The sequence below is a fragment of the Nonomuraea sp. NPDC005730 genome, from assembly GCF_040630865.1.
GTDB lineage: Bacteria > Actinomycetota > Actinomycetes > Streptosporangiales > Streptosporangiaceae > Nonomuraea.
In genome coordinates, this window is sequence record NZ_JBEXYK010000057.1 from 38103 (window position 1) to 53379 (window position 15277).

18 protein-coding genes are annotated in these 15277 nt (G+C 72.7%); 9 read left to right on the forward strand and 9 right to left on the reverse strand.

Annotated features, from left to right (window positions below):
* Window positions 1-11 precede the first annotated feature (11 nt).
* Window positions 12-479, reverse strand: a complete 468-nt coding sequence (locus ABZ444_RS40230; protein WP_358008974.1) for a cupin domain-containing protein — start codon at window positions 477-479, stop codon at window positions 12-14.
* 75 nt (window positions 480-554) lie between these two features.
* Here ABZ444_RS40230 and ABZ444_RS40235 point away from each other — a divergent pair, with 75 nt between their 5' ends.
* Entirely contained in the window at window positions 555-1148 is a 594-nt protein-coding gene (locus ABZ444_RS40235) for a pyridoxamine 5'-phosphate oxidase family protein (protein WP_358008976.1), read from the forward strand.
* Between the two features lie 15 nt (window positions 1149-1163).
* On the opposite strand, the gene ABZ444_RS40240 is transcribed toward ABZ444_RS40235, so the two are convergent.
* Window positions 1164-2141: a phosphotransferase gene (locus ABZ444_RS40240; RefSeq protein WP_358009038.1), complete on the reverse strand. Its 978-nt coding sequence runs from the start codon at window positions 2139-2141 to the stop codon at window positions 1164-1166.
* Window positions 2142-2192: 51 nt separating this feature from the next.
* Here ABZ444_RS40240 and ABZ444_RS40245 point away from each other — a divergent pair, with 51 nt between their 5' ends.
* From ABZ444_RS40245 to ABZ444_RS40265, 5 genes are all read left to right on the forward strand, one after another.
* The gene (locus tag ABZ444_RS40245; protein WP_358009034.1) at window positions 2193-2480 is read left to right on the forward strand and encodes a DUF6653 family protein; all 288 of its coding nucleotides are present in this window, start codon (window positions 2193-2195) and stop codon (window positions 2478-2480) included.
* A 56-nt stretch (window positions 2481-2536) separates the two neighbouring features.
* Complete coding sequence (locus ABZ444_RS40250) at window positions 2537-3151, forward strand: TetR/AcrR family transcriptional regulator (RefSeq protein ID WP_358008978.1); 615 nt, start codon at window positions 2537-2539, stop codon at window positions 3149-3151.
* Window positions 3152-3235: 84 nt separating this feature from the next.
* Window positions 3236-3475, forward strand: coding sequence for a hypothetical protein (locus ABZ444_RS40255; RefSeq protein ID WP_358008980.1), 240 nt, complete (start codon window positions 3236-3238; stop codon window positions 3473-3475).
* A 77-nt stretch (window positions 3476-3552) separates the two neighbouring features.
* Entirely contained in the window at window positions 3553-4770 is a 1218-nt protein-coding gene (locus ABZ444_RS40260) for a histidine kinase (protein WP_358008981.1), read from the forward strand.
* Between the two features lie 44 nt (window positions 4771-4814).
* The gene (locus ABZ444_RS40265; protein ID WP_358009036.1) at window positions 4815-5405 is read left to right on the forward strand and encodes a response regulator transcription factor; all 591 of its coding nucleotides are present in this window, start codon (window positions 4815-4817) and stop codon (window positions 5403-5405) included.
* Here ABZ444_RS40265 and ABZ444_RS40270 read toward each other — a convergent pair.
* Window positions 5395-6039, reverse strand: coding sequence for a TetR family transcriptional regulator (locus ABZ444_RS40270; protein WP_358008983.1), 645 nt, complete (start codon window positions 6037-6039; stop codon window positions 5395-5397). The genes ABZ444_RS40265 and ABZ444_RS40270 overlap by 11 nt on opposite strands.
* Window positions 6040-6138: 99 nt before the next feature.
* Here ABZ444_RS40270 and ABZ444_RS40275 point away from each other — a divergent pair, with 99 nt between their 5' ends.
* On the forward strand, window positions 6139-7557 hold the full coding sequence (locus ABZ444_RS40275) for an MDR family MFS transporter (RefSeq protein WP_358008985.1): 1419 nt from the start codon (window positions 6139-6141) through the stop codon (window positions 7555-7557).
* Complete coding sequence (locus ABZ444_RS40280; RefSeq protein ID WP_358008987.1) at window positions 7554-7805, forward strand: BBE domain-containing protein; 252 nt, start codon at window positions 7554-7556, stop codon at window positions 7803-7805. The genes ABZ444_RS40275 and ABZ444_RS40280 overlap by 4 nt, the downstream gene beginning before the upstream one ends.
* Window positions 7806-7851: 46 nt before the next feature.
* On the opposite strand, the gene ABZ444_RS40285 is transcribed toward ABZ444_RS40280, so the two are convergent.
* A complete protein-coding gene (locus tag ABZ444_RS40285; RefSeq protein WP_358008989.1) occupies window positions 7852-8454 on the reverse strand; it encodes an RICIN domain-containing protein in 603 nt (200 codons plus the stop codon).
* A gap of 138 nt (window positions 8455-8592) precedes the next feature.
* Here ABZ444_RS40285 and ABZ444_RS40290 point away from each other — a divergent pair, with 138 nt between their 5' ends.
* Window positions 8593-9174: a hypothetical protein gene (locus ABZ444_RS40290; RefSeq protein WP_358008991.1), complete on the forward strand. Its 582-nt coding sequence runs from the start codon at window positions 8593-8595 to the stop codon at window positions 9172-9174.
* A 13-nt stretch (window positions 9175-9187) separates the two neighbouring features.
* Here the strand turns inward: ABZ444_RS40290 and ABZ444_RS40295 are convergent, their stop codons facing one another.
* The 5 genes from ABZ444_RS40295 to ABZ444_RS40315 are packed head-to-tail and all read right to left on the reverse strand — an operon-like array spanning window position 9188 to window position 15272.
* The gene (locus tag ABZ444_RS40295; RefSeq protein ID WP_358008993.1) at window positions 9188-10156 is read right to left on the reverse strand and encodes an acetylxylan esterase; all 969 of its coding nucleotides are present in this window, start codon (window positions 10154-10156) and stop codon (window positions 9188-9190) included.
* Between the two features lie 28 nt (window positions 10157-10184).
* Entirely contained in the window at window positions 10185-12485 is a 2301-nt protein-coding gene (locus ABZ444_RS40300) for a hypothetical protein (protein WP_358008995.1), read from the reverse strand.
* A complete protein-coding gene (locus ABZ444_RS40305; RefSeq protein WP_358008997.1) occupies window positions 12482-13459 on the reverse strand; it encodes a BadF/BadG/BcrA/BcrD ATPase family protein in 978 nt (325 codons plus the stop codon). Before ABZ444_RS40305 ends, ABZ444_RS40300 begins: the two co-directional genes overlap by 4 nt.
* Window positions 13456-14367 (reverse strand): carbohydrate ABC transporter permease, encoded by a 912-nt coding sequence (locus ABZ444_RS40310; RefSeq protein WP_358008999.1) that lies wholly within the window; start codon window positions 14365-14367, stop codon window positions 13456-13458. The genes ABZ444_RS40305 and ABZ444_RS40310 overlap by 4 nt, the downstream gene beginning before the upstream one ends.
* 2 nt (window positions 14368-14369) lie before the next feature.
* Window positions 14370-15272: a sugar ABC transporter permease gene (locus tag ABZ444_RS40315; protein ID WP_358009000.1), complete on the reverse strand. Its 903-nt coding sequence runs from the start codon at window positions 15270-15272 to the stop codon at window positions 14370-14372.
* Between the last annotated feature and the right edge of the window lie 5 nt (window positions 15273-15277).

Consider the following 15277-nt stretch of genomic DNA (forward strand, 5'->3'; position numbering starts at 1 on the left):
GGTGGTGCGGGTCAGAGCGAGGTGGTGCGGTAGCGGGAGCGGAACTCCGCCAGCAGCTCGTCGGTGATCTGCGCGCCCGCGGCGACGGCCGCGTGCACCTCGCGGAAGTACCCCTCGTAGCCCGAGGGCGTGTAGAGGCAGAGCGCGCGCACGGTGTCGTCACCGGCGTTCCTGAAGCCGTGCGGGGTGCCGCGCGTCGCCGCCAGCAGGTGGCCGGGGCCCACCGTCACCTCGCCCGCGCCGTCGTGCAGGGTCAGCTCGCCGTCGAGGACGTAGAAGTACTCGTCGTGGCCGTGGTGGACGTGCGGGCGCGCCCCGACGACGCCCGGGTCCAGGGTGAACTCCTCGAACGCGAACCGGTCCCCCGTGTGCTCCCCGGTCAGCCGGAAGAAGTGCCGGACGCCGGCGACGTCGATGAGCTCGCCCTCGGCGGGACGCCGGAGCAGGGGACGCGGTTCGGGGCTCTCGTTCGCGATCATGCCGGGCATTCTGCCATCCGAGCGAACGACGGCCCCCGCCCCTACGCGAAACGGCGAAAGGGGATAATCCGGATCATGGGAAAGACCTACGACCGGATCGACGGCCGGTTGCGCACGTTCATCGAGTCACAGCCCATCTTCTTCACGGCGACCGCTCCCCTGGCCGGCGACGGCACGGTCAACCTCTCGCCCAAGGGCCTGAAGGGCTCGTTCGCCGTCCTGGACGACCACACCGTGGCCTACCTCGACTTCGCCGGCAGCAACGCCGAGACCATCGCCCACCTGCGCGAGAACGGCCGCGTCACGCTGATGTGGTGCGCCTTCGACGGCCCGCCGAACATCGTGCGCGTGCACGGCCACGGCGAGCCGGTCTTCCGCGACGACCCCCGCTGGGCCGGGCTGCTGCGGCACTTCCCCGACATCGACCCGGCCCCGCACGGCCTGCGCGCGATCATCGTCGTGACCGCCCGGCTGATCCGCGACACCTGCGGGTACGCCGTCCCGTTCATGACCTACGACGCCGACCGCCCGCTGCACGGCTCCCGCTTCGCCCGCGAGGACGACGAGTCGCTCGACGCGTACTTCCACAAGAAGGAGCACGTGGCGACCAGCATCGACGGCCTTCCCGGGCTGCCGCTCCCGCTGCCCCCGCTCCCCCTGGACGGCTGACCGGACGGACCGGCGTCACAGGACGGCGAGGGCCTTGGCGATGTTCCACTCGGCCAGGTCCAGCATCCAGCGCCGGTCGGGGAAGTCGGTCTCGGCGATGCGCAGCGGGCCCTCGATCAGCGAGAGCACCTGCGCGTACCGGTAGAGCTCCAGTCGGTGGGGGTCGAGGGCGACCGGGCGCAGCGCCGGGTAGGCGTCCTCGAAGCGCATGCGCAGCCAGGCGTGCTCCCACTCGACGTCGAAGCAGGTCAGACCCTCGAAGTCGATCATGACGGGTTCGCCCCCCGGCGTGACCAGCACGTGGTCCGGCCCGAGTTCGCCGTGCACGAGCCCGTACCGTTCGCGGGGGGCGACCGCGTCGCGCAGGAGGCGTACGTGGGCGGCGATCCGGTCGTGTGCCCGGCCCATCCGGGCGTCGCGGGCGGCGACGGCGGCGAGATGGGCGAGCGCGCGGTCCATGATGACGTCCTCGGCGAGCCGGGACGGCCGGGCCTGACCGTCGGCCAGGTGGGCCAGCTTGCCGTAGGACGGGCCGAGGGTGGTGTGCATGCGGCGCAGGGCGTCGCCGAGCGCGGCCAGCGGCCCGGCGGCGGCGGCCGGGTCGCGTTCCATCAGGGCCTCCAGCGTCGTGGCGCCCGCGTCCTCGACCAGCGCGAGGGCGGCGCCGAGGTGGCGTCCGTCCGGGTCGAGCGCCAGCAGCCGGGGAACCCGCACGTCCGCCGCGGTCAGGGCAGCGTGGCCGGCGGCGAACAGGTCCGCTCCCGACGCGTCGGTGAAGGGGTCGTCCTCGACCGCCGGGGACGGCGGCCAGTAGTTCTCGCCGGCCGCCCAGACGTAGAGGATCACGCTGGCCGCGTCGTCCAGCCGGAGCCGGTAGACGCCCTTCTTGCTGCCGCCGGTCAGCCGGTCGAGCGCGGCCGGCCGCCGGTCGGCGCCGAACTGCTCGGCGACCAGGTCGCGCACGTCGTCGGGCCGCAGGAACGTTCGGGTCATGATCGTTTTTCTACCACTCCCGGGACTCGCGGCGTTGAAAACAAAATTCCAATCTGGTTTTATGGATGCAGAGCGCCGGGGAGGTCCCGGCGGCTCCCCCTCAAGGAGCGACGAGGAAGCTCACCCAGGCCGCGGCGGCCACGTTCGGACTCGACGACGAGGCCGTACGCCACGGCCGCCGCCGGCCTGGGCGTCATGGCGTACGGGCTCGTCCGCGTCGAGCCGTGGCCGTCCGTCTTCGGCCTGACGCTCATCATCGTCTCCCAGCTGTGGCAGATCGACCGTTTCGTCGCCATCTACGAGGAGAGCCTGCGCCACGCCGCCGTCGCGGGTTCGTGAAAACATCTGATCGGCACGTCTGATCGGCATGATCGTTCGCAGGAAGGTTGTCCCCGATGCCGCCCGCGTTCACCGCAGAGGAGAAGGCCCGCATCACCGCCCTGTTGCTGGCGCACGGCGAGAAGCTGTTCACCGGCCAGGGGCTGCGCAAGACCTCCCTGGAGGAGCTGATGGCCCCCACGGGGGTGGCCAAGAGCAGCTTCTACGTCTTCTTCGACTCCAAGGAGGCGCTGTACCTGGAGCTGATGCTGCGCCAGACCGGCGAGGTGCGGCGCCGGGTCATCGACGGCGCGCTGATGAGCGCCGCCGACCCGCGCGAGGCGCTGCGCCGGTTCCTGCACGCCACCGTCGAGGAGTTGTCGGTCAACCCCCTGTGGCGCCGGCTGATGACCCATCCGGAGGAGATGCAGGCGGTGGCCCGCAAGCTCGACCCCGAACGGGTCGCCGCGATGTCCGGCAGCCCGGCCGCCGCCCTCACCGAGTACGTCACCGCCCGCCGGGCCACGGGCGAGCTGGTCGACGCCGAGCCCGCCGTCATCATCGGCGTGCTGCAGTGCGTGCTGCTGGTGCCGATGTTCGCCGAGCGGCTCGGCGACCCGGCCCTGCACCCCAGGATCATCGACCTGCTCATCGACATCGTCGCCTCGGGGCTGGCCCGTCCCGGCGGATGACCTCCCGGGGGTGGAGATAACTACAGGGAGAGTCGAGAGCCAGCCGCAATGGCGGCCGCCGCGCGATCGGCGAGGCTCCTGGGTATGGCAAACACCGCAACCACGGCGATCCCCCACCTGGCCGGCGGCCGGCGAAAACACGCCTGGCTGGCGGCGGGGATCGTCAACCTCGCGCTGGAACGCCGGGTGGCCTGGCCGCCGATCCGGGGCGTCACGCTGACGTACCTCGCGGTGCTCGGCTACAGCCTCGTCCGGCAGACCAGCAACGGCCTGGCCGGGCTGACCGGGCTCGCCGTGCTGCGGCGGGCCGCGTACCGGGGCTGACCATGGGATTTCCGGAGGAAGGTGCGATGATGCCACGGGCGCGGAACGGGACGACACGGACGGCGGGGAGACGAGGAGTGAAGGCGAGACTCGCGACGCCGGTGCTGGCGCTGGCCATGATCGGGCTGTCGGTGGCCGGCGTCGTCGCGGCCGTCCTGGTCGTGATCAGCGCGGTGCCGGCGGTGGCCGGCGTGGGCCGGTGGGTGTTCCCGCCGGCGGTGTCGCTGCTGCGCACGGTCGCCGGCGCGGCCCGGCGGCTGGCGGGCCGGCTCGGCGTGCGCGTCGAGCGTCCCTACGGGCCGGGGACGGACGCGTCCGCGCTGCTGAAGGACCCGGCGACCTGGCGGGACGTGCTGTGGGGCGTCCTCGACCCGCTCATGGGCACGTGGGCGTCCGCGCTGGCGCTCGGCATGCCGCTCTACGGCCTGTACGGCGTGGCAGTGCAGCCGTTCGTATGGCGGGCCAACCTGCGGGCCGGCGGCGCGAACGCCTACGGCGTCATCCACGTCACCTCGACGGCCGCCGCGCTGGCGGCGATCCCGGTCGGGCTCGCGCTGATCGCGCTCGGCCTGTACCTCGGCCCCGGGCTGCTGCGCCTGCGCGCCCGGTGGGCCGGCGCGCTGCTCGGGCCGTCGCGCACGGCCGCGCTGGAGCAGCGGGTCGAGACGCTGGTGGAGACGCGCGCCGGCAGCGTGGACGCCCAGGCCGCCGAGCTGCGCAGGATCGAGCGCGACCTGCACGACGGCGCGCAGGCCCGGCTGGTCGCCCTGGGCATGGGCCTGGGCCATGCCGAGCGGCTGTTCGACGAGGACCCGGAGACGGCCCGCGCCCTGCTGGCCACGGCCCGCGAGTCCTCCTCCAAGGCCCTGGACGAGCTGCGCGACCTGGTACGCGGCGTGCATCCGCCGGTCCTGGCCGACCGCGGCCTCGCCGACGCGATCCGGGCCCTGGCGCTTGACTGCCTGCTCGACGTCGAGGTCACCACCGACCTGGCCGGACGGCCCGCGCCGCCGGTGGAGTCGGCCGTCTACTTCGCCGTCAACGAGCTGCTCGCCAACACCAGCAAGCACGCCGGCGCCGCGACGGTCCAGATCACGCTGGGCTACCGGCACGGGATACTGAGCTGCGACGTCGTGGACGACGGCGGCGGCGGCGTCGATCCGGCCGACGGCACCGGGCTGCGCGGCATCCAGAGCCGGCTGGCCGTCTTCGACGGGACGATCGCCGTCGACAGCCCGCCCGGCGGGCCCACCCGGGTGCATCTGGAGGTGCCGTGCGCGATCAGGTCCGAGTAGTCGTCGCCGAGGACCTGTTCCTCATCCGGGACGCGCTGGTCCGCATGCTGACCGAGCACGGCTTCACGGTCGTGGCCGCCGTCGACAACGGGCCGTCGCTGCGCAAGGCGCTGGCCGAGGAGCGGCCGGACGTGGCGGTGGTCGACGTGCGGCTGCCGCCGTCGTTCACCGACGAGGGGCTGCAGGCCGCGATCCAGGCGCGCCGCGACCGGCCCGGCTTCCCGGTGCTGGTGCTGTCGCAGTACGTGGAGCAGCTCTACGCCCGCGAGCTGCTGGCCGACGGCGCGGGGGCGGTCGGCTACCTGCTGAAGGACAGGGTGGCCAACACCGGGCAGTTCATCGACGCGGTCACCTCGGTGAGCCGGGGCGGCACGGCGATGGACGCGCAGGTCATCGCCAAGCTGCTGACCCGCGGCGACGCGCGTGGCCGCACCGGCGAGCTGAGCCCGCGCGAGCGGGAGGTGCTGAGCCTGATCGCCGCCGGGCGGTCCAACACGGCGATCGCGCACCAGCTCGTGATCTCCGCCAGCGCGGTCAACAAGCACATCGCCGGCATCTTCGGCAAGCTCCAGCTGCCCGAGTCCGAGGACGACAACCGCCGGGTCCTGGCCGTCCTCGCCTATCTCAACCGCTGACCGCGCCGCGGCGGGCGTAGTCGCCGATGGCGGGCCGCAGCAGGTCGTAGGCCTGCCGCGCGATGCGGGCCAGGGCCGCGAAGATCTGGTCGGGCCCCTCTCCCGCGAGGACCCGGCGCTGGGCCTCGTCGAACAGCAGCCGCTCCACCGCGGCGAGCGCGGCGGCCACCAGGCGGGGCGTGAGGCCGGGGTCGTCGGTCTCCTCGGCCAGGAGGGCGGCGAGCCTGGCCTCGGCCTGGTCGTGGAGCTGGCGCAGGCGGGCCCGCAGCACCGGCGTGTCGCGCACCATCCGCTGCCAGTCGGCGCCCGCGTCGGGGATCGCGCCGTCGCGGCGGCGCAGCCGTTCGTCGTAGTCGCGGTGGGCGGCCTCCAGGGCCGACTCGCCGGGCCCGCGCCGCGACACGGCCCCGGCCAGGCCGTCGACCAGCTCCTCGTGCCGGTCGAGGATGAGGTCCTCCTTCAGCGGGAAGTGGTTCGTGACGGTCATCTTGGCCACGCCGGCGGCGGCCGCGACGTCGGCGATGGTGACGTCGTCGTAGCCGCGCTCCAGGAACAGGCCGGTCGCGACATCGGAGATGAGCTGCCGGGTCTGGTGTCTCTGGCGCTCCCGCAAGCCCTTGGATCGTTCGGTCACGAGCTGCCGCCCTTCCGCGCGTTCATTAGGTTTGACCTAGGGATTAGGTCGGACCTAGTGTTTGGAGTCGTCCTAGTCAATCGATCCTAAGGGTGTTCGATGACCACCACCTCTGCTGCCGGGGCCGCGCGCGACCGGCTCGATCCGCACCTGCTGCGCATGGGGATCGTCCTGATCGCGGCCCCGATCCTGGCCACGATCGACGCCACCGCCGTGGGCATCGCGGCCGACGCGATGGCGGCGCACTTCCGTACGTCGCTGACCGACGTGCAGTGGGTGGCGGCCGGCTACCTGCTCGCGATCGCGGTGGTCATGCCCCTGTCGGGCTGGCTGAGCCGGCGGTTCGGGGCCAAGCGCACGTGGATGGCCGCCGTGGCGGTCTTCACGGCCGGTTCGGCCCTGTGCGGCCTGGCCTGGTCACTGCCGGCCCTCATCGCGTTCCGGCTCGTGCAGGCCGTCGGCGGCGGGCTGATGAACCCCGTCGGCCAGGCGATCCTGGCCCAGGCGGCCGGGCCGTCCAGGATCGGCCGGGCCATGAGCGTGCTGACGATACCCGTCATGTTCGCCCCGGTGCTCGGGCCGATCGTGGGCGGCCTGGTCGTCCAGCAGCTCGACTGGCGCTGGATCTTCTACCTCAACCTGCCCGTCTGCCTGCTCGTCCTGCCGGTCGCGGCCCGCGTCCTGAACCGGGACGAGGCCGGGCTCGACAACGCGCCCAGGCTCGACCTTCTCGGCCTGGCGCTGCTCTCCCCCGGCCTGGCGGCGGTGGTCTACGGGCTGACCATGGTGGGCGGGCGCGAGGGGGCGTGGACGCCGGCCGTGCTGATCGGCGCGGGGCTGGCGCTGGTCGCGGGCTACCTCGTGCACGCGCTGCGCACCCGCCGTCAGCCGCTGATCGACGTACGGCTGTTCGCCAGGGGCGGCTTCACCGCGGCCTGCGTGGCGCTGTTCCTGCTCGGGGCCTCGCTCTACAGCTCCATGATCCTGCTGCCGCTGTTCTTCCAGCACGACCGGCACGCCGACACGCTCTCGACGGGCCTGCTGCTCACCCCGCAGGCGCTCGGGGCCGCGGTCGGCTCGTTCGCCGCCGGGCGGCTGGCCGACCGCCACGGCCCGCGCGCCGTCGTGACCGGCGGGCTCGTGCTCTCGCTGGCCGGGCTGCTCGCCTTCACCCAGGCCCCCGCCCGTCCGGACACCTGGCTGCTGGCCCTCTGCCTGGTCCTGTACGGCCTGGGCATCGGCGCCGTCTCCGCGCCCACCATGGCCGCGGCCTACGCCTCGGTCGACAGGCAACAGACGCCGGGCGCCGCCGGCGCGCTGAACGTCGTCAACCGGCTCGGCGGCTCGCTGGGCACCGCCATCCTCACGACCGTCCTGGACAGCGGGCTGCGCCAGGGCGCGGGCCCGGCGCACGCCTACGGCACCGCCTTCTGGTGGGCCTTCGGACTGTGCCTGGTCACCCTGATCCCGGTGGCCTTCTTCCGCTCGGCGCACCGTGGTGGTCGGCCAGGCGGGTGAGCAGCGCCCGGCTGGTGCAGCCGTTGCGCGAGCTCGGCCCGGAGAAGGACGCCTGCGCGGCCATGCCGTACACCCGGATCACCGAGATCTACCAGGACCCCCGTCACCCGGTCTCGGCGCACCTGCACAGCGCGCTGCTGCGTGAGCTGGACGACGACGCCGCCGCGGAGCTGGCCTCGTTCAAGGCCCGGTACGACCCGGACCGGCTGTTCCGCGTCAACCACAACATCGCCCCGGCCGCGCAGTGAGGCGGCACCGGCCCGGAGGGGTCCGGGCCGGTGCCGTACGGCCGGGTCACACCGGCCGGAAGTACCACAACTGCTGGCCCGCGTACTCGTCGCAGGTCCACTGCTGGATGTTGGCGCCGTTGTGCGTCCAGCCGTGGTCGACGTCGAGGCACTTGCCGCTCTTCTGGTTCTCCAGGAAGTAGAAGGTGTTCCACCACGCGTCGGTGTAGGCGTACTTCCAGCGCCACATCTGCTGCGGGACGTTCACGCACTGCCACTGCTTCACGTTGGCGCCGTCGAAGGTGTAGCCGTTGTCGACGTCCAGGCACTTGCCGCTGTGCTGGGCGCGCAGGAAGAACCACTCGCTCCCGGGAGCCACCCGCTGGTACTGCCAGTGCTGCTGCGGGACGTTCACGCACTCCCACTGCTTCACGTTGGCGCCGTCGAAGGTGTAGCCGTTGTCGACGTCCACGCATTTCTCCGGCGCGGGGAAGCGCCGGCGGATCTCGAACAGGTAGGACCAGGGCTCGGCGAGCGTGCGCCCGCGGGCCGCCACGGCCCCGGAGGCCGGGGCCGCCGCCGACCACAGGGGCACGGCGACCGACACGACCATGATCATGGCCAGCAGCCCCCGGCGGCCGATCCGTCGAAGATGTACGCCCTTGCGCATCGCATGCTCCTTTCCGCCGTTCCGTCCCTTGCAGGGTGCGCCGCCGGCGGCGGGAGGGCATGAGTACCGCCCTACTCAGGTGCGCGGGAAGCGGCGGCGGGCTGGCCATCGAGGGGTGGGAGCGTCCATGATCGGCTCATGCTCAGCACCAGTGAGGGCGCGCCGATGAGCGCCTACGTGACCCGCCGGCCACTGCTCGCCGGCGCCAACCCGTACGTCACCCTCTACGACGACGACGTCCCCACCGGGTACGCCTCCCTGTGGCAGGTCGACTGGTCCACGCACGGCACCGGCGCCGTGATGGTGGTGTGGACGCCCGCCGGGCTGCGCGTCGTGAGCGACGACCCGGAGCTCGGGACGTGGATCGAGGAGCACTTCGTCCGGCACTTCGACGAGGCCACCGCGCTGCCGTCCTGGCCCGTCGCGCGGGTGCAGCAGGCCGCCGTGGACCTGCGCGTGGACCCCGTCACGGGCGCGCACGCCAGCGCGGCCGGCCTGGCGGTCAGCATCACCGGGCCGCTGGACGCCAGGCCGTTCTCGATGGCCGACTTCCCGCTGCTGGGCGTCAGCCACGGGCTGTCGATGCAGATCATCCCGTGCGAGCACGCCTCGATCACCGTGGACGGCGTCCCCGTGCCGGGCCGGCCGGCCGTCACGCGGCCCGGCGGCCGGCCCGTCTCCTCGGCCATCACCACCGTCCACGAGGCCTGGAGCAGGTGAGACCGGACGCCGCCTAGGGCAGGGGGATGCCCGCGGTGACCTTCTCCGCCCAGGCGAGCTGGCCGCGCAGCCGGGTGGAGGCGCCGCCCTCGTGCCCGTTGAACGGATGCACGACGATCTCGGCGGGCCCGGCGTAGGCGTTGAACGCGGCGTAGACCGTCGAGGGCGGGCACGTCTGGTCCATCAGGCCGACGGAGAACAGCGCAGGGGCCGTGGCCCTGGCCGCGTGGTTGACGCCGTCGAAGTAGGACAGGGTGTCGAAGGCGCGGTCCACGGCGTGCCGGTTGGCGGCGCAGAACCGGGTGATCTCGGCGTACGGCTCGGTGCCGACCAGTTCCACACCCCGCCGGAAGTGGCACAGGAACGGCACGTCGACGAGCGCGCCCGCCACGTCCCGGCGCAGGCCCGCGACGGCCAGCGCGAGGCCGCCGCCCTGGCTGCCGCCGGCCACCAGGATCCGGGCCGGGTCGATCGCCGGATGGGCGCGGGCCGCCTCGACGGCCAGCACGGCGTCGGTGTAGAGCCTGCGGTAGTAGTAGCCGTCGCGGCCGGGCAGGCCGTGGGTCAGCATGCCCTGGGTCGCGCCGGCGGGGTCGGGGGTGGCGCCGACGTGCTCGGCCGACAGCAGGCCCTGCCCCCTGCTGTCCATGACGAGCGTGGCGTACCCCGCGGCGGGCCAGGTCAGCCACGAGTACGGCTCGCCCCTGCCCCGTCCGTAACCCAGGTACTGCACCACGCAGGGCACCGGCGAGGTGGCGGCGGGCAGCACCAGCCAGCAGCGGATGGGGGCGCCGCCGTACCCGGCGAAGGTGACGTCGAACACCTCCACCAGTGGCAGGCCCGCGTCCACCGGTGTGAGGACGGGGGCGGCCGGGGCGTGGGCGTCGAGGGTGGACGCCCAGAAGTCGTCGAAGTCGTCCGGGCAGGGCACGGCGGGACGGTAGGCGACGAGCTCGTCGAGCGGCAGGTCGAACAGCGACATGAGTTCTCCTCGGGGTCCTGGGTGGGCGTCAGTTCTTGACGGTGACCGCGACGCCGAACCTCTCCTGGACGTCCCAGATGCGCGGAATCTGGTACGGGTAGGTCATCGGGCTGTCGGTGACCACCCAGACGCCGAAGTTCATGATCGCGATGACGCTCTGGTGCTTCTTGGCCAGGTCGTGGTAGACGCGCTGGACGGCCTCGATCTTCTCGTCGGTGTCGTACGGGCCGGTGTAGCGGGCGACCGCGGTCGGCGGGAACAGGTAGGTGCGTTTGGTGCCGCCGGTCATCCGTTCGAGGGTGGTGAGCAGGCCGTCGAGCCTGGCCTCGTCGGCCGCGTAGTCGTCCACGCCGATCCAGTCGACCTCGGCGGGGATGAGGGTGGAGGGCTTCACGTCCCCGCTGGCCAGGGTCAGCATGATCGGGTACGGCCCGAAGCCCTTGCCCGGCGCCATCGACTCCTCGACGGCCGTGGCCATGGTCTGCAGGTCGGCGTTGGTGACGCCGTAGATCTGCGGCTCGTCCTTGAGGTAGATCGCCCCGATCCGGTCCTTGTACGGCTTGACCAGCTCGACGAACGCCTTCCAGCGCTTGAGCGAGGCGTCGATCGGGCACACGCCGTTGCCCTTGCAGGTCTCCGGCGGGAAGAACTCCTCGCCGACGTACAGGGCGCAGGAGCGGGGCGGGCAGCCGGCCAGGTCGGAGGTCCGGTAGCCGCTGCCGGGGACGTCCCAGTCCGGGGAGACGCTGATCCAGTGCAGGTTGGCGAAGCCGGTGACCTCGGGCAGGTGGTTGCCCCAGCTGCGCAGGGCGTCGGTGGCGAAGTAGCCGTAGTACTCCACGTTCGGGTAGAGGTCGACGCGGCTGACCGTCAGGTCGTCGGCGGTGCTGACCTGCTTGTCGTTGCTGACGTACGCGCCGAGGTAGAGGTAGGGCTTGGCGATCGGGGTGCCGAGGCCGGTGGTGCGGGTGACGCCGTTGACCGTGACGGTGACCGACGGGTCGGCCTTCGACGCCCCCGTCACGGCGACGGTCACGTGGAAGCCGTCGCCCGCGCGGGTGGTCCTCAGCGTGCCGCTCCACAGGGCGTTGCCGGCGCGGAAGAGCTGCACCTCGCCGTTGCGCGCCACGGTCAGGCCCAGTTGCACGTCGCCGTTGGCTACGTAGCCGCTGGAGTCCCGGTTCCGGGACAACATGATCGAGCTCCAGTCGCCGTCGGTGCCGCGCAGCTTGGGGTCGGGGTCCACCGTGACCGACACGGTGTAGGCGTCGTCCTGGCCGGGCGTGACGGGGGCGTCCAGGCGGACGGCCGAGCGGCGCAGCGCGAAGGCCAGCTTGCCCGGATAGTCGGGATGGTTGACCTGCGAGTAGTACGGCGGCGGCTGGTCGAAGGACTGCCAGTCGCCCGAGACGCGGGTGTAGGCCGAGGTGCCGAGCGGCGGCTGCCGCTTGGCGAGCGCGTCGTTCAGGCCGTAACCGGGTTCGGCGTCCTGGGCGTCGTCGAAGGTGTCGGCGAAGCGGGACAGGCGGCTGACCGTCAGGTCGTCGGCGGTGCTGACCTGCTTGTCGTTGCTGACGTACGCGCCGAGGTAGAGGTAGGGCTTGGCGATCGGGGTGCCGAGGCCGGTGGTGCGGGTGGCGGCGTTCACGGTGACGGTGACCGACGGGTCGGCCTTGGACGCGCCGGAGACCGCGACGGTGACGTGGAAGCCGTCGCCCGCCCGGGTGGTCTTCAGCGTGCCGCTCCACAGGGCGTTGCCGGCGCGGAAGAGCTGCACCTCGCCGTTGCGCGCCACGGTCAGCCCGAGCTGGACGTCCGCGCTGGTGACGTAACCCGCCGAGGACGGGCTGCGCGACAACATGACCGAGCTCCAGTCGCCGTCGGTGCCGCGCAGCTTGGGGTCGGGGTCCACCGTCACCGAGACGGTGTAGGCGTCGTCCTGGTCCTGGGCGAGGGGGGCGTCCAGGCGGACGGCCGAGCGGGCCAGGGCGAAGGCCAGCTTCCCCGGGTAGTCGGGATGGTTGACCTGGGAGTAGTACGGCTCGGGCGGGGTGGCGGTGGTCCACGAGCCGGACACGCGGGTGTAGGTGACGCCGCGCGCGCCGCCGCTCTGCCGGGCTCCGAGCGAGTCGTTGAGGCCGTAGGTGGGGTGGGTGTCGCGGGCGTGCTCGAAGGTGTCGGTGAGCTGCGGCGTCACAGCGGCGCTCGTGGTGGCGGTCGTGGTGGCGGTCGGCGGGGTGGCGGTGGTGTTCGCGGCGGCGGTCGCCGGGGTGGGCAAGGCCGTCAGGCCGGAGGCGAGCAGGGCGAGGCATAACAGGGTGCGTTTCATCGGAGCGCCTTTCGCAGGTCGTGGCGGGCGAGGCGGGCCGCGGCCAGGGCGCCGTCGCCCGCGTGGCTGATCGGGGCCGCGGGCCAGCGGGCGGCGGCCTGCCGCCGTACGGTCGCGGCGAGCGGGGATCCGGCTGCCAGCAGGCCGCCGCCCAGGACCAGGGGCGTGCGCTCGCCCGGCTCCCGGACGGCGGCGAGGGTGGCCAGCAGGTGGGCGGCGGCGCGGGCGAGGATGCCGGCGGCGTCGGGGTCGTCCTGGAGTGCCAGGCGGGTCACCACGGGGGCCAGCGCCGCCATGGCGGGGACGGGGGCGGCGTGCACGGCCTCGATCACCCTCCCTGCGGCGGCCCGGTCCGCGGCGACCCCGCCGGTGAGCTGCACCAGCACAGCCGCGGCAAGCGGCGGGAGGGCGGTGGAGGGGGTGAGGTCGATGGCGCGTAGGGTGTGGCGGATGGCTTGGCGGCCGATCCACACGCCGGAGCCGAGGTCGCCGAGCAGCCAGCCGTGCCCGTCGGCGCAGCGGGCCGTACGCCCGCCGGTGATCCGGCAGGCGGCGGCGCCCGTCCCGCAGACCAGGACGGAGCCGGAGTCCGGCCAGGTGGCGGAGTCCGGCCCGAGGCCGGGCATTTGTTCGGTGTCAGGGGCCGGACCGGTTCCGGCGGCGAAGGCGAGTTCGACGTCGCTGATCAGCCGGGGCGTGCTGCCGAGCCCGAGCCGGGCCCAGAGCCGGTCGAAGTCGGCGGCGTACCGCCCCATGCCGCCGGCCAGCCCGATCACCCCGGCCCGTACGCGGCCCGGATCGAGCCCCGTCAGCGCCTCGCGCACGGTCGCGCCGACCCTGTCCACGGCCGCCGCCCCGTGGGCGACCGGGTTGCCGCCCTCGCCCGACGCCCTGGCCAGCACCGTGCCGTCCAGGTCGGCGACCAGGGCGCGGGTGGTGGTGCCGCCCACGTCGAGGCCGAGGACGAGGCTCATTTGACCGCCCCCTCGGTCATGCCGGCCTGGATGTGCCGGTGGAAGGCGACGTAGACGGCCAGCATGGGCAGGATCGACAGGCTGAGCGCGGCGAACAGGGCTCCCCAGTCGGCGCTGTAGCCGGTGGCGGTGGAGATGTCGGCGATGCCCTGGGTGAGCACCCATTTGTCCCGGGCGTTCCCGCTGAGCAGGATCAGCGGCAACTGGTACTGGTTCCACTGGCCCAGGACGTTGAAGACGGTGATGCCGGTCAGGGCGGGCCGCGCCATGGGCAGCATGACCTGGAAGAACACCCGCGTGTGCGAGGCGCCGTCCATGAACGCCGCCTCGGCGACCGAGCCGGGCAGCGTCCTGAAGAAGGCCGTCAGGAAGAACACGGTGAACGGCAGCGAGTAGGCGATGTAGACCAGCACCAGCCCGCCGCGCGTGTCCAGCCCGATGAACGGGCCGATCAGCGGGATCGAGCCGCTGTTCCTGACCACGAAGAACAGCGGGGTCAGCGCCAGGTAGACCGGGAAGGCCATGCCGGAGACGAACAGCAGGTACACCGCGCCGCTGCCGCGGAAGGGATAGCGGGCCAGCACGTACGCGGCCATCGAGCCCAGCACCATGGTGCCCGTCGTGGACAGCACCACGACGACCACGGTGTTGACCAGGTACGTGCCGATGTGCGCCTGCTCGAAGGCCCGGACCCAGTTGTCCACCCGCAGCCGGGCCGGCAGCGTCCAGGCGGGCCCGAAGATCTCCGCGGTGTCCTTGAAGGAGGCCAGCAGGGTCCAGGCCATCGGGACGACCACCAGGACCGTCCAGAGGGCGAGCACCACGTGCGCCGACCGCCGGAGCCCGAGCTCGCGCCGGGCCGGGCTCGCGGCGCGCCGCCCCACGGCGGGACGGACGTCGACTGCCATCGTCAGTACTCCAGTTTGTCGCGCCGGGTCAGCCGGAGGGTGAGCGCGGCGAAGGTGATCGTGCAGAAGAACAGGGCGACCCCGAGGGCCGAGGCGTAGCCGAACTTCGCGTAGCCGAAGGCGTTGCGGTAGACCTCGTTGGCCAGCACGGTGGTGCTGTAGTCGGGGCCGCCGCGCTCGGCCGACAGCACGAACACGATCGAGAACGCGTCGAAGGCGGCCACCCCGAGGTAGACCCAGCCGACCTGCACGGTGTGCCGCAGCAGCGGAAGGGTGACGTGGAAGAAGGACGCGGCCCGCCCGGCCCCGTCGATCTGCGCCGACTCGTGCAGCTCGCGGGGGATGGCGGCCATGCCGGCCGAGAACAGCACGACGTGGAAGCCGACGGCCTGCCAGACCAGCACGCCCAGGATCGACCACAGGGCCAGCCCTGGGTCGGTGAGGAAGCCGACCGGGTCCAGGCCGAGCTGCATGAGCAGGCCGTTGAGCACGCCGCTGCGGTCGGGGCGGAGCACCGACTGGAACATCACCGCGATGATCGTGACCGACAGCACCTGCGGGAAGAAGAACACCACCCGGTAGAAGCCCGACCCGGTGACGCCGGTGCCCGGCCGGTCGCCGCCGGCGTTGAGCAGGTACGCGAACAGCAGCGCCAGCCCCAGGGTGATGACCGGCAGCGCGGCCAGCAGGATCGCGTTGTGCGAGATGGCCTTCCAGAAGACCGGGTCGGCCAGCAGGCGCCGGAAGTTGTCCAGCCCGACGAACGCGGGCCGGGCGTCGATCCCGCGCCAGTCGGTCAGGGAGATCTGGAACGCCTGCGCGTACGGGGAGATGACGTAGAGGACGTAGAGGAGGACGGGCAGGGCCAGGAAGGTCGCGGCGAAGCGCCGCCGTCCGTGCCGCACGGCGG

Coding starts and splice junctions, on each gene's coding strand:
- ABZ444_RS40275 (WP_358008985.1), top strand. CDS start 6,139: ATGACCACCACCTCTGCTGCCGGGGCCGCGCGCGACCGGCTCGATCCG.
- ABZ444_RS40290 (WP_358008991.1), top strand. CDS start 8,593: ATGCTCAGCACCAGTGAGGGCGCGCCGATGAGCGCCTACGTGACCCGC.
- ABZ444_RS40265 (WP_358009036.1), top strand. CDS start 4,815: ATGCTGACCGAGCACGGCTTCACGGTCGTGGCCGCCGTCGACAACGGG.
- ABZ444_RS40250 (WP_358008978.1), top strand. CDS start 2,537: ATGCCGCCCGCGTTCACCGCAGAGGAGAAGGCCCGCATCACCGCCCTG.
- ABZ444_RS40295 (WP_358008993.1), bottom strand. CDS start 10,156: ATGTCGCTGTTCGACCTGCCGCTCGACGAGCTCGTCGCCTACCGTCCC.
- ABZ444_RS40255 (WP_358008980.1), top strand. CDS start 3,236: ATGGCAAACACCGCAACCACGGCGATCCCCCACCTGGCCGGCGGCCGG.
- ABZ444_RS40305 (WP_358008997.1), bottom strand. CDS start 13,459: ATGAGCCTCGTCCTCGGCCTCGACGTGGGCGGCACCACCACCCGCGCC.
- ABZ444_RS40300 (WP_358008995.1), bottom strand. CDS start 12,485: ATGAAACGCACCCTGTTATGCCTCGCCCTGCTCGCCTCCGGCCTGACG.
- ABZ444_RS40240 (WP_358009038.1), bottom strand. CDS start 2,141: ATGACCCGAACGTTCCTGCGGCCCGACGACGTGCGCGACCTGGTCGCC.
- ABZ444_RS40230 (WP_358008974.1), bottom strand. CDS start 479: ATGATCGCGAACGAGAGCCCCGAACCGCGTCCCCTGCTCCGGCGTCCC.
- ABZ444_RS40310 (WP_358008999.1), bottom strand. CDS start 14,367: ATGGCAGTCGACGTCCGTCCCGCCGTGGGGCGGCGCGCCGCGAGCCCG.
- ABZ444_RS40285 (WP_358008989.1), bottom strand. CDS start 8,454: ATGCGCAAGGGCGTACATCTTCGACGGATCGGCCGCCGGGGGCTGCTG.
- ABZ444_RS40235 (WP_358008976.1), top strand. CDS start 555: ATGGGAAAGACCTACGACCGGATCGACGGCCGGTTGCGCACGTTCATC.